Annotated in this window: 21 protein-coding genes and 1 tRNA gene; 3 read left to right on the top strand and 19 right to left on the bottom strand. The window is 64.5% G+C overall.

From position 1 onward, the window contains the following. Nucleotides 1–67: 67 nt before the first annotated feature. Nucleotides 68–460 carry a 30S ribosomal protein S9 gene (gene rpsI / locus ASC37_RS05755; protein ID WP_055423461.1) on the bottom strand — a complete coding sequence of 131 codons (393 nt, stop codon included), beginning with the start codon at nt 458–460 and terminating at the stop codon, nt 68–70. A gap of 10 nt (nt 461–470) precedes the next feature. Next, nucleotides 471–899, bottom strand: a complete 429-nt coding sequence (rplM, locus tag ASC37_RS05750) for a 50S ribosomal protein L13 (RefSeq protein ID WP_055423460.1) — start codon at nt 897–899, stop codon at nt 471–473. A 339-nt stretch (nt 900–1,238) separates the two neighbouring features. Here rplM and ASC37_RS05745 point away from each other — a divergent pair, with 339 nt between their 5' ends. After that, entirely contained in the window at nt 1,239–1,658 is a 420-nt protein-coding gene (locus ASC37_RS05745) for an OsmC family protein (RefSeq protein ID WP_055423459.1), read from the top strand. A gap of 19 nt (nt 1,659–1,677) precedes the next feature. Here the strand turns inward: ASC37_RS05745 and coq7 are convergent, their stop codons facing one another. Both coq7 and ASC37_RS05735 read right to left on the bottom strand, forming a co-directional pair. Beyond that, on the bottom strand, nt 1,678–2,319 hold the full coding sequence (gene coq7 / locus ASC37_RS05740; RefSeq protein WP_055423458.1) for a 2-polyprenyl-3-methyl-6-methoxy-1,4-benzoquinone monooxygenase: 642 nt from the start codon (nt 2,317–2,319) through the stop codon (nt 1,678–1,680). Continuing rightward, nucleotides 2,309–2,878, bottom strand: a complete 570-nt coding sequence (locus ASC37_RS05735; protein WP_055423457.1) for an RNA pyrophosphohydrolase — start codon at nt 2,876–2,878, stop codon at nt 2,309–2,311. Before ASC37_RS05735 ends, coq7 begins: the two co-directional genes overlap by 11 nt. Nucleotides 2,879–3,037: 159 nt before the next feature. Here ASC37_RS05735 and ASC37_RS05730 point away from each other — a divergent pair. Together ASC37_RS05730 and uvrA are read left to right on the top strand one after the other, a co-directional pair. Then, nucleotides 3,038–3,110 (top strand) — tRNA-Lys (locus ASC37_RS05730). A gap of 72 nt (nt 3,111–3,182) precedes the next feature. Next, nucleotides 3,183–5,987, top strand: a complete 2,805-nt coding sequence (gene uvrA / locus ASC37_RS05725; protein ID WP_055423456.1) for an excinuclease ABC subunit UvrA — start codon at nt 3,183–3,185, stop codon at nt 5,985–5,987. Between the two features lie 68 nt (nt 5,988–6,055). Here the strand turns inward: uvrA and rplQ are convergent, their stop codons facing one another. From rplQ to rpsN, 15 genes are read right to left on the bottom strand one after another with little or no spacing between them, the layout of a single operon-like run. Next, nucleotides 6,056–6,448 (bottom strand): 50S ribosomal protein L17, encoded by a 393-nt coding sequence (gene rplQ, locus ASC37_RS05720; RefSeq protein WP_055423455.1) that lies wholly within the window; start codon nt 6,446–6,448, stop codon nt 6,056–6,058. Nucleotides 6,449–6,472: 24 nt separating this feature from the next. Further along, on the bottom strand, nt 6,473–7,450 hold the full coding sequence (locus tag ASC37_RS05715) for a DNA-directed RNA polymerase subunit alpha (RefSeq protein WP_055423454.1): 978 nt from the start codon (nt 7,448–7,450) through the stop codon (nt 6,473–6,475). 37 nt (nt 7,451–7,487) lie between these two features. After that, the gene (gene rpsD, locus ASC37_RS05710; protein WP_055423453.1) at nt 7,488–8,117 is read right to left on the bottom strand and encodes a 30S ribosomal protein S4; all 630 of its coding nucleotides are present in this window, start codon (nt 8,115–8,117) and stop codon (nt 7,488–7,490) included. Between the two features lie 12 nt (nt 8,118–8,129). Beyond that, entirely contained in the window at nt 8,130–8,519 is a 390-nt protein-coding gene (rpsK, locus tag ASC37_RS05705; RefSeq protein ID WP_055423452.1) for a 30S ribosomal protein S11, read from the bottom strand. Between the two features lie 12 nt (nt 8,520–8,531). Beyond that, entirely contained in the window at nt 8,532–8,897 is a 366-nt protein-coding gene (gene rpsM, locus ASC37_RS05700) for a 30S ribosomal protein S13 (protein ID WP_055423451.1), read from the bottom strand. Between the two features lie 55 nt (nt 8,898–8,952). After that, nucleotides 8,953–9,066, bottom strand: coding sequence for a 50S ribosomal protein L36 (rpmJ, locus tag ASC37_RS05695; protein WP_028874976.1), 114 nt, complete (start codon nt 9,064–9,066; stop codon nt 8,953–8,955). Between the two features lie 19 nt (nt 9,067–9,085). Then, complete coding sequence (gene infA / locus ASC37_RS05690; protein WP_028874977.1) at nt 9,086–9,304, bottom strand: translation initiation factor IF-1; 219 nt, start codon at nt 9,302–9,304, stop codon at nt 9,086–9,088. A gap of 3 nt (nt 9,305–9,307) precedes the next feature. Further along, nucleotides 9,308–10,630: a preprotein translocase subunit SecY gene (gene secY, locus ASC37_RS05685; RefSeq protein WP_055423450.1), complete on the bottom strand. Its 1,323-nt coding sequence runs from the start codon at nt 10,628–10,630 to the stop codon at nt 9,308–9,310. Nucleotides 10,631–10,645: 15 nt separating this feature from the next. Continuing rightward, a complete protein-coding gene (gene rplO, locus ASC37_RS05680) occupies nt 10,646–11,083 on the bottom strand; it encodes a 50S ribosomal protein L15 (RefSeq protein WP_055423449.1) in 438 nt (145 codons plus the stop codon). 3 nt (nt 11,084–11,086) lie between these two features. Beyond that, on the bottom strand, nt 11,087–11,269 hold the full coding sequence (gene rpmD, locus ASC37_RS05675; RefSeq protein ID WP_055423448.1) for a 50S ribosomal protein L30: 183 nt from the start codon (nt 11,267–11,269) through the stop codon (nt 11,087–11,089). Nucleotides 11,270–11,272: 3 nt separating this feature from the next. After that, the gene (gene rpsE / locus ASC37_RS05670; protein WP_055423447.1) at nt 11,273–11,797 is read right to left on the bottom strand and encodes a 30S ribosomal protein S5; all 525 of its coding nucleotides are present in this window, start codon (nt 11,795–11,797) and stop codon (nt 11,273–11,275) included. Nucleotides 11,798–11,810: 13 nt separating this feature from the next. Beyond that, a complete protein-coding gene (gene rplR / locus ASC37_RS05665; RefSeq protein WP_055423446.1) occupies nt 11,811–12,164 on the bottom strand; it encodes a 50S ribosomal protein L18 in 354 nt (117 codons plus the stop codon). A gap of 12 nt (nt 12,165–12,176) precedes the next feature. Beyond that, the gene (rplF, locus tag ASC37_RS05660) at nt 12,177–12,710 is read right to left on the bottom strand and encodes a 50S ribosomal protein L6 (protein ID WP_055423445.1); all 534 of its coding nucleotides are present in this window, start codon (nt 12,708–12,710) and stop codon (nt 12,177–12,179) included. 11 nt (nt 12,711–12,721) lie between these two features. Continuing rightward, on the bottom strand, nt 12,722–13,117 hold the full coding sequence (rpsH, locus tag ASC37_RS05655) for a 30S ribosomal protein S8 (protein ID WP_055423444.1): 396 nt from the start codon (nt 13,115–13,117) through the stop codon (nt 12,722–12,724). 12 nt (nt 13,118–13,129) lie between these two features. After that, entirely contained in the window at nt 13,130–13,435 is a 306-nt protein-coding gene (gene rpsN, locus ASC37_RS05650; protein WP_055423443.1) for a 30S ribosomal protein S14, read from the bottom strand. Between the last annotated feature and the right edge of the window lie 5 nt (nt 13,436–13,440).

Below are 13,440 nucleotides of genomic sequence, written 5' to 3'. Positions count from 1 at the left end.
CGCCATCCGAAAACGACGAAAGCCACCGCGGGGGTGGCTTTCCATGAAACAGGATCGACGAAGACGGTCAGCGCTTGGAGAATTGCTTGGCGCGACGGGCTTTGCGCAGGCCGACTTTCTTGCGTTCGACTTCGCGCGCGTCGCGCGTCACGAACCCGGCAGCGCGCAGCTGCGCCTTCCATTCCGGGTTGTAATCGATGAGCGCCCGGGTGATGCCATGGCGCACCGCGCCGGCCTGGCCGGACTCGCCGCCGCCGTCGACATTGACCATGATGTCGAACCGATTCTCGACTTCGAGCAGGCTCAGCGGCTGACGCACGATCATGCGCCCCGTCTCGCGGGAAAAGAATTCGTCGAGCGGCTTGCCATTGACGACGATATTGCCCGAACCCGGCTTGATGAACACGCGGGCGACGGCTTCCTTGCGCCGCCCCGTCCCGTAATTGTACGACACCGCCATCGCTGACTCCTCAGATTTCCAGCACTTTTGGCTGCTGCGCGGCGTGCGGATGCTCGGCGCCGGCGTAGCACTTGAGCTTCTTCAGCATCGCGTAACCCAGCGGCCCCTTGGGCAGCATGCCCTTGACCGCTTTCTCGAGCACCCGCTCGGGATGGCGCTGCAGCAGCTTCTCGAATGTAGTCTCATAGATACCGCCAGGATAACCCGAGTGGCGGTAGTATTTCTTGTCGGTAGCCTTGTTGCCCGTGACGCGGATCTTGTCGACGTTGACGACCACGATGTAATCACCGGTATCGACGTGGGGGGTGTAGATCGCCTTGTGCTTGCCACGCAGGCGGCGGGCGATCTCGGCCGCGAGCCGACCCAGCACCTTGCCCGACGCATCGACGACGAACCAGTCACGCGTGACTTCGTGCGGCTTGGCGGAGAACGTTTTCATGCGTATCCTCGATCATCTCAGGCCCGAGTCTGGCCCTTCTGGAAAGCAGGCGATGTTAGCGCAAGGAGAGCCCCCTTGTCAATCGCATCCTCCAGGGCAGACAAAAAAAAACGCCGCCTCGAAGAGGCGGCGTTCAATCCACACCAAAGGAGGAGGGTGGAGGAGACACCGGTCGAACCACACAAGTCGTGATTCGTTGATGCGTATGATAGGGATGCCTGGCGTAAAAAGCAAGAAAAAATGGCGCGCTGCACAATAAACTTTTCGATAACAAAATCAGACTCTCTTATCAAGAAATCCCCTACAATCTTGCACTGCGCAAAACACGGAGGATGTGACATGGAATGCACGGTTCGCTGGGTCGAGGGGCGCACTTTTCTGGCGGAGACGGGCTCGGGTCACTTGGTGGCCATGGACGGAGCCCCGGAGGCGGGCGGACGGAATCTGGCGCCGCGCCCCATGGAGCTGCTGCTCGCCGGTGCCGGCGGCTGCACCGCCTTCGACATCGTGATGATCCTGGAAAAAGGGCGGCAGGCGGTGCGCGGCTGCGAAGTACGGCTCGAGGCCGAACGCGCCCCGAGCGACCCCAAAGTCTTCACCCGCATCCGCTTCCACTACGTCGTGCGCGGCCGGGGACTGGATGCGGACCGCGTCGAGCGGGCGGTGAAGCTCTCGGCGGAAAAATACTGCTCGGCGTCCATCATGCTCGGCAAGACGGCCGAACTCGAACACACCTGGGAGATCGTCGAGGAAGCGTGACCCCGCCGCTGGCGGCGATTCAAATGCGGTAGGCGAGCGTGGTCATCACCCTGGAAGCGAGCCTCATCGCGCCGCGGATCGGCGCTGGCAGAGGCCGGGCGCCAAGCGACTCCGCGAGCCGGGCATGTCCCGCCTCGTCTTCCTTCATTTGCTCGAGGATGGCGCGGCTGCGCCGATCCGCCTGCGGCAGCGCCTGCAGATGCCCCTCGAGGTGGCGCTCGACCTGACGTTCGGTCTCGGCGAGAAAGCCCAGGTTCCAGTCGTCCCCTGCCACCCCTGCCGCCACTCCGATCGCCAGGGAACCCAGATACCACAGAGGATCGAGCAGGCTGGTCCGTCCGCCGAGCTCATGCAGACGCGCTTCGGTCCAAGCGAGGTGATCGACCTCTTCGTCAGAGGCGCGGCGCAGCGCCTCGCGGATCGCGGGGTCGCGGCTGGTGAGCGCCTGCCCCTGATAGAGCGCCTGGGCGCAGATCTCGCCGGTGTGATCCACCCGCAACAGCCCCTCCACGTGCCGGCGCTCGGCCTCTTCGAGCGGGCCGCCGGGCAAATCGGCCCCGGGCATGGGCCGGGCACCCCTTGCCGGCGCGAACACGGTGCGCAAGGCGCGATCGAATTCCACGATCATCCGGTCGAGCGCGTCGAGCCGTTCAGCGTCCATGGCGTTCCTCCATTCGCGGCGCGGCAGGCAAGTCGGGCGGCAGTTCCTCGATCAGCTCGCGATACTGCGGCTGGGTGTGCGGTGGCGGCACGTCGAGATAGCGCGACAGTTCGATCAGGGCAAGCTGATAGACGCGGCGCTTGAAGGCGATCACCGCATCGAGCGGCACCCAGTAGTGCGCCCAGCGCCAGGCATCGAACTCGGGGTGTGCGGTGGCGCGCAGACAGACGTCGGAGTCACGCCCCACCAGACGCAGCAGGAACCAGATCTGCTTCTGCCCTCGATAGACATTGCGCCACTGGCGCTTCACCCAGCGCCGCGGCACGTCGTAGCGCAGCCAGTCGCGCGTGCGCCCCAGGATGCGGACGTGCTGCGGCAGCAACCCGACTTCCTCATGCAGCTCGCGGTACATTGCCTCTTCCGGCGTCTCCCCTTTCTTGATGCCGCCTTGCGGGAACTGCCAGGAATGTTCGCGGATCCGTTTGCCCCAGAACACCTCGTTGCGCGCGTTGACGAGCACGATGCCGACGTTCGGGCGGTATCCTTCCCGGTCGAGCATGGTCGTTTCCTCGATTCTTCGTTGCTGCTATTGTTCCATAATGAGGCGTCAAAGGAAAGCGCAGCCTCGCCATCCTTCTCTGCCCTGCCCAGAAGGAAAAGACGCGGAAATCGCTTGACAGTTCTGCGGACGATTCCCTATAATTCTGCCTTCTTCGACGGGTCGTTAGCTCAGCCGGTAGAGCAGCGGACTTTTAATCCGTTGGTCGCAGGTTCGAATCCTGCACGACCCATCTGCAGACACGAAAATCCTCCCCCGCGGGCAGTTACGCCGCACCTCGTGCCTTCTTGCCAGCCGCCTCTCCATGGCCTTCATCCGTATTCGCGGCGCGCGTACCCACAATCTCAAGAACGTCGATCTCGATCTTCCCCAACATCGACTGATCGTCATCACGGGCGTCTCCGGCTCCGGCAAGTCTTCGCTCGCCTTCGACACGCTCTACGCCGAAGGACAACGGCGCTACGTCGAATCGCTCTCCACCCAGGCGCGCAAGTTCCTCGACCAGTTGCCGCGGCCCGAGGTCGATGCGATCGAGGGGCTCTCTCCGGCCATCGCCATCGAGCAGAAGACGCTCACCCCCAGCCCGCGTTCGACGGTGGGCACGCTCACCGAGATCCACGACTATCTGCGCGTGCTCTTCGCCCGCCTGGGCACGCCGCATTGTCCGGAACATCCGGAAGAGGCGCTGACGCATCGCCCGGTGAGCGAGCTCGTCGAGGAGCTGTCGCGCACCCTGGCCGGGCGGCGCATCGCCCTACTCGCTCCTGTCGCGATCGAGGGCGAAGCCGGCGGCACGCTCGCGGCCTTGCGGGCGCAGGGGTTCACCCGCCTCGAAGCCGGAGGCGAGTTCATCGAGCTCGACGGCTTGAAAGAAGCGCCCGCCGGACCGCTGCGCCTGGTGATCGACCGGATCCGCGTGCGCGGCGAGGCAAGAGCCCGGCTCGCCGATTCGCTCGAACTGGCACTCAAGATGGGACACGGGCGCTGCATCGTGCGCAACCTCGACGCCGGCGAAGAGCTGGTCTTCAGCGCCACGCCCTCCTGCCCTCGCTGCGGTTTCACCGCCCCTGCGCTCGAACCCCAGTGTTTCTCCTTCAACCACCCGGCCGGCGCCTGCCCCGCCTGCGAGGGCACGGGACGACAATGGAGACTGGATACCGATCGCCTGCCGGCGGGCGCACGCAGCCTGCGCGAGGGCGCCTTACCCGGGCTCGATGCGGACAATGCCTTCTCGGCGCGGCTACTGGAGGATTTAGCGGCGCACTACGGTTTCTCCCTGGACACGCCGTGGCAGGAGCTGCCGGAGCCGGTGCGCCGGGTCCTGCTCTTCGGTTCGGGGGGAGAAGCCATCTACTTTCGCTACCCGCTCGATGGCGGCCGCACGGTAAGCCAGTCCCATCCTTTCGAGGGCTGGATCCCCTATCTCGAGCGGCGCCACCGCCCCGATGAAGACAGAGCGCGCAAGGAGAAGAAGCTGGATCTGCCCTGGCAGGACCTGCCCTGCCCTGCCTGCAGCGGCAGCCGCTTGCAACCCTTCGCCCGGGCCGTGCGCGTGGCGGGGATGAGCCTGCCGGAGCTCACGGCGCTGCCCTTGTCGGGCTGCGCCGCGGCGATCGAAAAAATCTCCGCCGCCTGCGCCGCGCATCCAGTGGCCGAGCTGACGTTGGGCGCGATCCGCTCGCGCCTGCGCTTTCTGCTGCAGGTGGGCCTTGCTTATCTCACGCTCGATCGCGCCTCGCATACCCTCTCCGGCGGGGAAGCGCAGCGCATCCGGCTCGCGAGCCAGGTCGGTTCGGGGCTCACCGGGGTACTCTACGTGCTCGACGAGCCTTCCATCGGGTTGCACCCGTGCAATCAGGACGACTTGCTGCGCACGCTGGAGGAATTGCGCGATCTGGGCAACACCGTGGTCGTGGTCGAACACGACGAAGCGGCGATTCGCCGCGCCGATCACGTGGTGGAGATAGGCCCCGGCGCCGGGCGCGAAGGCGGCGAGATCCTCGTCTCGGGGCCACTGCCGGCGCTACTCGCCTCGCCACGTTCCCGAACCGCCCCCTATCTGAAACGGCCACTGCAGGTGGCCCATCGCCCCCTCCCGCTCCGGGAAGGCGAGCCGATGCTGCGGCTGTACGGCTGCCGCGCCCACAATCTCCAAGGGATCGACGTCGAAATTCCCCTGGGACGGCTCGTCGTCGTCACCGGGGTCTCCGGCTCGGGAAAATCTTCCTTGGTGGAAGAGACGCTGGTGCCGGCCGTCCTCGGACATCTCACTGGCCGCCCATACCGCGCCCCCTGCGATAGGGTTGCGGGGATCGAGGCGATCGACAAACTCATCCGCGTCGATCAGTCCCCGATCGGACGCACGCCGCGCTCGAACCCGGCCACTTACACCGGGATCATGGACGGGGTACGCGAGCTCTTCGCCGCGACGCCCGAAGCGCGCGCCCGGGGCTATCGCGCCGCCCGGTTTTCCTTCAACGTGAAAGGGGGGCGCTGCGAAGTATGCGAAGGCGAGGGCTACCGGCGCATCGACCTCCAATTCCTCCCCGACGTCTACCTGCCGTGCGAGGCCTGCGGCGGGAAACGCTACAACCGCGAGACGCTGGAGATCCGCTACCGCGGACTGAACATCCATGAGGCGCTCTCGCTCACCGTGGAAGAGGCACTGCATCCCTTCGGCTCGCACCCGGCGCTGCGGCGCAAGCTGGAGACCCTGCGAGAACTGGGATTGGGTTATCTGCCGCTCAACCAGCCCGCCACGGCCCTTTCCGGCGGCGAAGCCCAACGGCTGAAACTCGCCGCGGAGCTGATGCGCCGCGACACGGGGCACACCCTCTACGTGCTCGACGAGCCGACCACGGGGCTGCACTGGGCCGACGTCGAGAAGCTCCTCACTGCGCTCTTCGCCCTGCGCGACCGGGGCAATACGGTGGTGGTGATCGAACATCAGCTCGACGTGATCGCCCACGCCGACTGGGTGATCGACCTGGGGCCTGGCGCGGGGGCCGACGGTGGCCGGATCGTCGCCTGCGGCACGCCCGAGACGATCGCCCATCATCCGGATTCCGCGACCGGGCGCTACCTCGCCGGGCGGCTTGCGCAAGGCTGAAAAAAGCGAAACGCCGCACCCGGAAAGCGGTGCGGCGCTCGGTCTGCTCCCCGCCAAGGAGAGAGTGATCAGCCTGCGTTCTGCGCCGGCTGGGCCTCGGCACCGGCACGGTCGACGAGCTCGATGATCGCCATCGGCGCGTTGTCGCCGTCACGGTAGCCGAACTTCAGCACGCGAGTGTAACCGCCGGGACGGTTCTGCACGCGCGGGCCGATTTCGTTGAAGAGCTTGAGCACGATCTCGCGATCGCGCAGACGGGCGAAGGCGAGCCGGTGATTGGCCAGCGTCGGCTTCTTCGCCAGCGTGATGAGCGGCTCGACGAAGCGGCGCAGTTCCTTGGCCTTGGGCAGGGTGGTCTTGATGACCTCTTCGCGCAGCAGGGCGTTGGCCAGATTGCGCATCAACGCCTGGCGATGGCTCGTCGTGCGGTTGAGCTTGCGGTATCCGTTTCCGTGACGCATTGTTCTTTCCTCGTGCGTTGACCGTCAGCCGAGTTTTTCCAAACCGGGCGGGGGCCAGTTTTCCAGTTTCATTCCCAGCGTCAGACCGTGCGCGGCGAGAACTTCCTTGATCTCGTTGAGCGACTTGCGGCCGAGGTTGGGGGTTTTCAGGAGTTCCTGCTCGGTGCGCTGGATCAGGTCGCCGATGTAGTAGATGTTCTCGGCCTTGAGGCAATTGGCCGAGCGCACCGTGAGCTCCAGGTCGTCGACCGGGCGCAGCAGGAGCGGATCGATCGCCGCGCCGCTCTCGGAACGGGTGGCGGGTTGCCGCCCTTCGAGATCGGCGAAGACGGAGAGCTGGTCGACCAGCACCCGGGCGGCGTAGCGGATCGCCTCCTCCGGATCGATCGAGCCATTCGTTTCCAGCTCGAGCACCAGACGGTCGAGGTCGGTGCGCTGCTCGACACGAGCGCTCTCGACCGTATAGGCCACGCGCCGCACCGGGCTGAAGGACGCGTCCATCAGGATGTGACCGATGGCACGATCGCCCTCCGTCTTGCGCGCGGAAGCCGGGACGTACCCCCGGCCGCGCTGCACGCGGATCTCCATCTCCAGGCGGCCACCCTCTTCGACGTGGGCGATGACGTGGTCCCCGTTGATGACCTCGACGCCGTGACCCAGCTGGATGTCGGCAGCGCGCACCACCTTGGGCCCCACGGCTTCGAGGCGCACGGTCGCGTCGTCGCGCTCATGCAGCCGAAACACGACGCCTTTGAGATTGAGCAACAGATCGACGGCGTCTTCTCGCACGCCTTCGATCGTCGAATACTCGTGCAGCAGTCCGGTGATGCGTACCTCGGTGGGCGCGCAACCGGGCAGGGCCGCCAGCAGCACGCGCCGCAGCGCGTTGCCCAGCGTATGGCCGAAGCCGCGCTCGAACGGTTCCATCGTGACGCGCGCCAACACCGGCGACAGATTTTCCACGTCGATGCTGCGCGGTTTCAGCAGGCTATCCAAAGACATCGATGCGTATCCTCAGTTTCTCGTCGCTGCGAGGGGCTTATCGCGAGTAGAGTTCGACCACGAGGTTTTCATTGAGCGTGGGCGAGAGCTCGGCGCGCTGCGGATAGGCCTTGAACACCCCCTTGCCCGCTTGCACGTCGACTTCGATCCACTCGGGAAAACCGCGCTGCGCGGCCGCTTCCAGCGCCGCCTTCACGCGAAGCTGGCCTCGCGCCTTCTCGGTGAGCTCGATCACGTCGCCCGGGCGCACGAGGTAGGAAGGGATGTTGACGCGGCGACCGTTGACCGTCACGCCGTTGTGGCGCACGATCTGGCGCGCCTCGGCGCGTGAGGCGCCAAAGCCCATGCGGTAGGCCACGGCGTCGAGCCGGCCTTCGAGCAGTTGCAGCAGGTTCTCGCCGGTCTGGCCGCGACGGCGGGCCGCCTCGGCATAGACGCGGCGGAACTGGGTTTCCAGCACCCCGTAGAGGCGACGGATCTTCTGCTTTTCACGCAGCTGCTGACCGAATTCGGACAGGCGCTGACCGGAGGTTTGACCGTGCTGACCTGGGGCATAGCTACGGCGCTCGATCGCGCACTTGTCCGTGAAGCATTTTTCCCCTTTGAGGAAGAGCTTTTCGCCTTCCCGCCGGCACTGCCGGCACTTGGGATCGAGATTGCGTGCCACGTTCGACTCCTGTTAGATCCGACGTTTCTTGGGCGGACGGCAGCCGTTGTGCGGAATCGGCGTCACGTCCTGGATGCTGGAGATGCGGATCCCGAGCGCAGCGAGCGCCCGTACCGAGGATTCACGCCCCGGGCCAGGACCCTGCACGCGCACTTCCAGGCTCTTGATGCCGCATTCCTGGGCTGCCTTGCCGGCGGCATCGGCCGCCACCTGGGCAGCGAACGGCGTGCTCTTGCGCGAGCCCTTGAAGCCAGCCGAACCGGAGGTTGCCCACGAGAGCGCGTTGCCCTGACGGTCGGTGATCGTGATGATCGTGTTGTTGAAACTCGCGTGGATATGGGCGATGCCTTCCGCAACGTTCTTCTTGACCTTGCGGCGCACCTTCGTCGTAGTCTTAGCCATGGAACGACCTCATCATTTCTTCTTGCCAGCGATGGTCTTGCGCGGACCTTTGCGGGTGCGCGCGTTGGTACGGGTACGCTGTCCGCGCACGGGCAGTCCGCGGCGATGGCGCATACCACGATAGCAGCCCAAGTCCATCAGCCGCTTGATGTTCATGGTGATCTCGCGTCGCAGGTCGCCCTCGACCTTGTACTTGGCGACTTCCTCGCGCAGGCGCTCGAGCTCGGCTTCGGTCAGATCCTTGACCTTGGCCGTCGGCTGCACGCCCGCGGCCTCGCAAATCTTGCGGGCACGGGAACGACCGATGCCGTAGATCGCCGTGAGGGCGATCTCGGTATGCTTGTGATTCGGGATATTCACCCCAGCGATACGGGCCATCTGCACTCACCCCAAAAAACGAAATTCTCAAGTATAAAAGATTCGCGCCCCGGCTTCAACCTTGGCGTTGCTTGTGGCGCGCTTCCTTGCAAATGACCCGCACCACGCCCTTGCGCCGCACGATACGGCAGTTGCGGCAGATCCGCTTCACGGAAGCTTGGACTTTCATGGAGTTCTCCTTGGATTCTTCACTTGGAACGGAATACGATGCGACCGCGCGTGAGATCGTACGGCGTGAGCTGCACCGTCACCTTGTCGCCGGGAAGAATGCGGATGTAGTGCATGCGCATCTTGCCCGAAATATAGCCGAGGATCACGTGGCCGTTCTCGAGGCGCACGCGAAAAGTCGCGTTGGGCAGCGTCTCGATCACCTCGCCCTGCATTTCGATGACGTCTTCCTTGGCCATCCCTTACTTCCTCCGCAGCGCGCCGGTCTTGAAGTTTGCCTTCTTGAGCAAACTCTCGTACTGGTGCGACATCACGTACGACTGCACTTGCGTCATGAAATCCATCGTCACGACCACGATGATCAGCAGCGACGTCCCGCCAAAGTAGAACGGCACGTTCCACTCGAGGATGAGAAACTCGGGGATCAGGCACACGAGGGTGATGTAGATCGCCCCGGCGAGCGTGAGCCGCATCAGCACCCTGTCGAGATATTTCGCCGTCTGCTCACCCGGACGGATGCCGGGCACGAAGGCACCGCTCTTCTTCAGGTTCTCCGCCGTTTCCTTCGCATTGAAGACGAGCGCGGTATAGAAGAAGCAGAAAAAGACGATGGCCAAGGCATAGAGCAGGATATACACCGGCTGACCGGGCGAGAGCGCCGCCGCGAGATCCCTGAGCCAAGCAAAGCGCTCGCCTGCCCCGAACCACTGCGCGAGCGTGGCAGGAAAGAGAATGATGGACGAGGCGAAGATCGGCGGAATGACACCGGCCATGTTGAGCTTCAGGGGCAGGTGCGAGCTCTGGCCGCCATAGATCTTGTTGCCGACCTGACGCTTGGCGTAATTGACCAGGATCTTGCGCTGCCCCTTCTCGACGAAGACGACGAAGGCCGTCACCAGCACCACCAGGGCACAGACGAAGAGCGCCGAGAGCGGATGCATCGAACCGCTTGAGACGAGCTCGAAGAGTCCGCCCAGAGCCTTCGGCAGACCGGCGGCGATCCCGGCGAAGATAATGAGCGAGATGCCGTTGCCGATGCCGCGCTCGGTGATCTGCTCGCCCAGCCACATGAGGAACATGGTGCCGGTGACCAGCGTCACCACCGTGACGAAACGGAACATCAGGCCCGGCTCGAGCACCAGCCCTGGCTGCGCCTCGAGGGCGACCGCAATCCCCAAGCCCTGCATCAGCGCCAGCGCCACCGTGCCATAGCGGGTGTACTGGGTGAGTTTGCGCCGGCCCGCTTCGCCTTCTTTCTTCAATGCCTCGAGCGCCGGAAAGGCGTAAGACATGAGCTGCACGATGATCGAAGCCGAGATGTAGGGCATGATCCCGAGCGCGAAGATCGTGAAGCGCGACAGCGCCCCGCCGGAGAAGAGGTTGAAGACGCCGAGAATGCCACCGCCCTGCGTCTGGAAGAGCTGGGCGAGCTTGGCCGGGTCGATGCCCGGCACGGGAATGTGCGCGCCGATCCGGAAAACGACGAGCGCTCCCAGCAAAAACCAGAGGCGGCGTTTCAGATCGGCGAACTTCCCGACCGAGGCGTGTTGGGTCGCTTTGGTCACGACGGGCTACCCGCTTCAGGCGTCGACAAGGGTGCCACCGGCCGCCTCGATCGCGTTCCTGGCCCCTTTGGTGGCGGCAATGCCGCGCAGGGTGAGCTTGCGCGTGAGCGAGCCGGCAAGGATCACCTTGGCTGCCTTGGCCGCGCGCGGCACCACGCCCGCCTGCTTGAGCACGAGCAGGTCGATGTCGTCGACCGGGATGCGTTCGAGATCGGAGAGGCGCACCTCGGCGACGTCACCGGCCGTGGGCGAAACGAAACCGCGCTTGGGCAGGCGCCGCTGCAGCGGCATCTGACCGCCCTCGAAGCCGACCTTGTGAAAGCCGCCCGAACGCGATTTCTGGCCTTTGTGGCCGCGGCCGCAGGTCTTGCCCAAGCCCGAACCGATGCCGCGTCCGACCCGCTTCTTCGCCTTCTTGGCCCCCTCGGCCGGTTGAATGGTGTTGAGTCGCATATGTCAGCCCTCGACCTTCAGGAGATAAGAAACCTTGGCGATCATGCCGCGCACCTGCGGCGTATCGGCCAGTTCCACCGTATGGTTGAGGCGTCGCAGGCCGAGCCCGCGCACGGTGGCGCGATGATCCTTCCGGGTGCCGATCAGCGACCGGACCAGGGTCACCTTGACTTTATCGTTCGCCATGGCTCACTCCACGATTTCTTCGATGGTCTTGCCACGCTTGGCAGCGAGCTCGGAGGGGCGGCGGGTGGCCGTCAGCCCCTTGATCGTGGCACGCACGACGTTGTACGGATTGGTCGAGCCGACGATCTTGCAGATGACGTCTTTGACGCCCATCACCTCGAACACCGCACGCATCGCGCCGCCGGCAATGATCCCGGTCCCCGGAGGGGCGGATTTCATCATCACCGTGGAGGCACCGTGCTTGGCGATCACCGTGTGCTGGATCGTGCCGTTTTTCAGGGGCACCTTGACCATGCCGCGCCGGGCCGACTGCATCGCCTTTTGCACCGCTACCGGCACCTCGCGCGCCTTGCCCTTGCCCATACCGATGCCGCCGTCACCGTCACCAACGACCGTCAGCGCCGCAAAACTCAAAATGCGGCCGCCCTTGACGGTCTTGCTGACGCGGTTGATCGACACCATCTTTTCATTGAGCTCGTCCTGCCGCTCCTCTGCAGGCCGCCGCTTGTCTTGCTGATTCCTGGCCATCGCTTTTCCCGTATCAGAATTTGAGCCCGGCTTCGCGCGCGGCCTCAGCCAAGGCTTGCACGCGACCATGATAGAGATACCCCGAGCGATCGAACGCAACCGTCTCGATGCCGATCGCCTTGGCCTTCTCGGCGATGGCGCGGCCGACGAGCGCCGCGGCGGCCTTGTTGCCGCCATTGCTCACTTTTTCGCGCAGGTCCTTGTCGAGCGTAGACGCTGCAGCGAGAACGCGCGAACGGCACGGGGAAATGATCTGGGCGTAGATGTGCGAGTTGGAACGGTAGACCGTCAGACTCGGCACCTTCAGCTGCGCGATCTTCGCCCGGGTTTTGCGGGCGCGGCGCAGACGTGCAAGTTTCTTGTTCATGATCGAATGCCCTTATTTCTTCTTGGTCTCTTTCAAGACCACGATTTCATCCGCATAGCGCACGCCTTTGCCCTTGTAAGGCTCCGGCGGACGATAGGCGCGGATCTTGGCGGCTTGCTGACCGAGCTGCTGCTTGTCGGCCCCTTTGAGCACGATTTCGGTCGGCTGAGGCACTTCGGCCTTGATGCCGGCAGGCAGCTCGTGCTCGATCGGATGCGAGTAGCCCAAGGAAAGGTTCAGTTTGTTGCCCTGGAGCTGCGCCCGATACCCCACGCCGACCAGGGTAAGGCGACGCTCGAACCCCTTGGCCACGCCATGCACCATGTTGGCGAGGATGGCACGGGCGGTACCAGCCTGAGCATCGCTGCCGGGAAGTTTTTCGTCGGCCTCACAGCGCAAGACGTTACCTTCCTTGACGATGCGTACGGCCGGATTGAAGGCGAACTCGAGTGCACCGAGCGGCCCCTTGACCGCCACGCGGCTGCCGTCGAGCTTCACCTCGACGCCACCCGGAACCTCGATCGGTTGTTTTGCGATACGCGACATCTCGATCTCCCTTAGGCGACGTAACAGAGCACTTCGCCGCCAACCTGCGCCTTGCGGGCGGCACGATCGGTCATCACCCCTTTGGGGGTCGACACGATGGCCACGCCCAGGCCGTTCATGACCTTGGGCAGCTCGGCAACCGGACGATAGATACGGCGACCGGGACGAGAGACCCGCTCGATGTGTTCGATCACGGGGCGACCGGCGTAATACTTGAGCTTCAATACCAGGGTCGACTTCGGCCCCTCTTGACGCACCTCGAACCCATCGATGTAGCCCTCTTCGCGCAAGACTCGGGCGATCGCGGCCTTGAGCTTGGAGCCGGGAACCTCGACGGTGGGCTTTTCCGCCTTCTGCGCATTGCGGATGCGCGTCAACATATCGGCGATCGGATCAGACATGCTCATCTTCGGACTCCCTTACCAGCTCGCCTTGGTCATGCCGGGGACTTCGCCGCGGAAAGCCATCTCGCGCAGCTTGTGGCGGCACAGCCCGAATTTGCGGAAGGTTCCGCGCGGACGGCCGGTGATCGCGCAGCGGTTGCGCAGCCGCGTGGGACTGGCGTTGCGCGGCAGCTGCTGCAGCTCGAAGCGCGCTTGCATGCGCTCTTCTTCGGACAGACTCATGTCCTGGATTTTGGCGAGCAGCGCTTCACGCTTGGCCGCGTACTTGGCCACGAGCTTGCGACGCTTTTCCTCGCGGTTGATCATCGATTTCTTTGCCATGTCAG

The organism is Tepidiphilus thermophilus (assembly GCF_001418245.1).
GTDB lineage: Bacteria > Pseudomonadota > Gammaproteobacteria > Burkholderiales > Rhodocyclaceae > Tepidiphilus > Tepidiphilus succinatimandens.
The sequence above is the reverse complement of the archived record's forward strand: the minus strand, read 5'-3'. Positions and strand labels throughout refer to the sequence as shown.

Bases quoted from the DNA above. Each gene is read 5' to 3' on its own strand.
- uvrA (WP_055423456.1), top strand. From the start codon at position 3,183: ATGGCCTTCATCCGTATTCGCGGCGCGCGTACCCACAATCTCAAGAAC.
- rpsN (WP_055423443.1), bottom strand. From the start codon at position 13,435: ATGGCAAAGAAATCGATGATCAACCGCGAGGAAAAGCGTCGCAAGCTC.
- rplM (WP_055423460.1), bottom strand. From the start codon at position 899: ATGAAAACGTTCTCCGCCAAGCCGCACGAAGTCACGCGTGACTGGTTC.
- ASC37_RS05735 (WP_055423457.1), bottom strand. From the start codon at position 2,878: ATGCTCGACCGGGAAGGATACCGCCCGAACGTCGGCATCGTGCTCGTC.
- rpsH (WP_055423444.1), bottom strand. From the start codon at position 13,117: ATGAGCATGTCTGATCCGATCGCCGATATGTTGACGCGCATCCGCAAT.
- rpsK (WP_055423452.1), bottom strand. From the start codon at position 8,519: ATGGCTAAGACTACGACGAAGGTGCGCCGCAAGGTCAAGAAGAACGTT.
- rplR (WP_055423446.1), bottom strand. From the start codon at position 12,164: ATGAACAAGAAACTTGCACGTCTGCGCCGCGCCCGCAAAACCCGGGCG.
- infA (WP_028874977.1), bottom strand. From the start codon at position 9,304: ATGGCCAAGGAAGACGTCATCGAAATGCAGGGCGAGGTGATCGAGACG.
- ASC37_RS05715 (WP_055423454.1), bottom strand. From the start codon at position 7,450: ATGTCTTTGGATAGCCTGCTGAAACCGCGCAGCATCGACGTGGAAAAT.
- coq7 (WP_055423458.1), bottom strand. From the start codon at position 2,319: ATGGACGCTGAACGGCTCGACGCGCTCGACCGGATGATCGTGGAATTC.
- rpmJ (WP_028874976.1), bottom strand. From the start codon at position 9,066: ATGAAAGTCCAAGCTTCCGTGAAGCGGATCTGCCGCAACTGCCGTATC.
- rplQ (WP_055423455.1), bottom strand. From the start codon at position 6,448: ATGCGTCACGGAAACGGATACCGCAAGCTCAACCGCACGACGAGCCAT.
- rplF (WP_055423445.1), bottom strand. From the start codon at position 12,710: ATGTCGCGTATCGCAAAACAACCGATCGAGGTTCCGGGTGGCGTCGAG.
- rpsM (WP_055423451.1), bottom strand. From the start codon at position 8,897: ATGGCCCGTATCGCTGGGGTGAATATCCCGAATCACAAGCATACCGAG.
- rpsE (WP_055423447.1), bottom strand. From the start codon at position 11,797: ATGGCCAGGAATCAGCAAGACAAGCGGCGGCCTGCAGAGGAGCGGCAG.
- rpsI (WP_055423461.1), bottom strand. From the start codon at position 460: ATGGCGGTGTCGTACAATTACGGGACGGGGCGGCGCAAGGAAGCCGTC.
- rpmD (WP_055423448.1), bottom strand. From the start codon at position 11,269: ATGGCGAACGATAAAGTCAAGGTGACCCTGGTCCGGTCGCTGATCGGC.
- ASC37_RS05745 (WP_055423459.1), top strand. From the start codon at position 1,239: ATGGAATGCACGGTTCGCTGGGTCGAGGGGCGCACTTTTCTGGCGGAG.
- rplO (WP_055423449.1), bottom strand. From the start codon at position 11,083: ATGCGACTCAACACCATTCAACCGGCCGAGGGGGCCAAGAAGGCGAAG.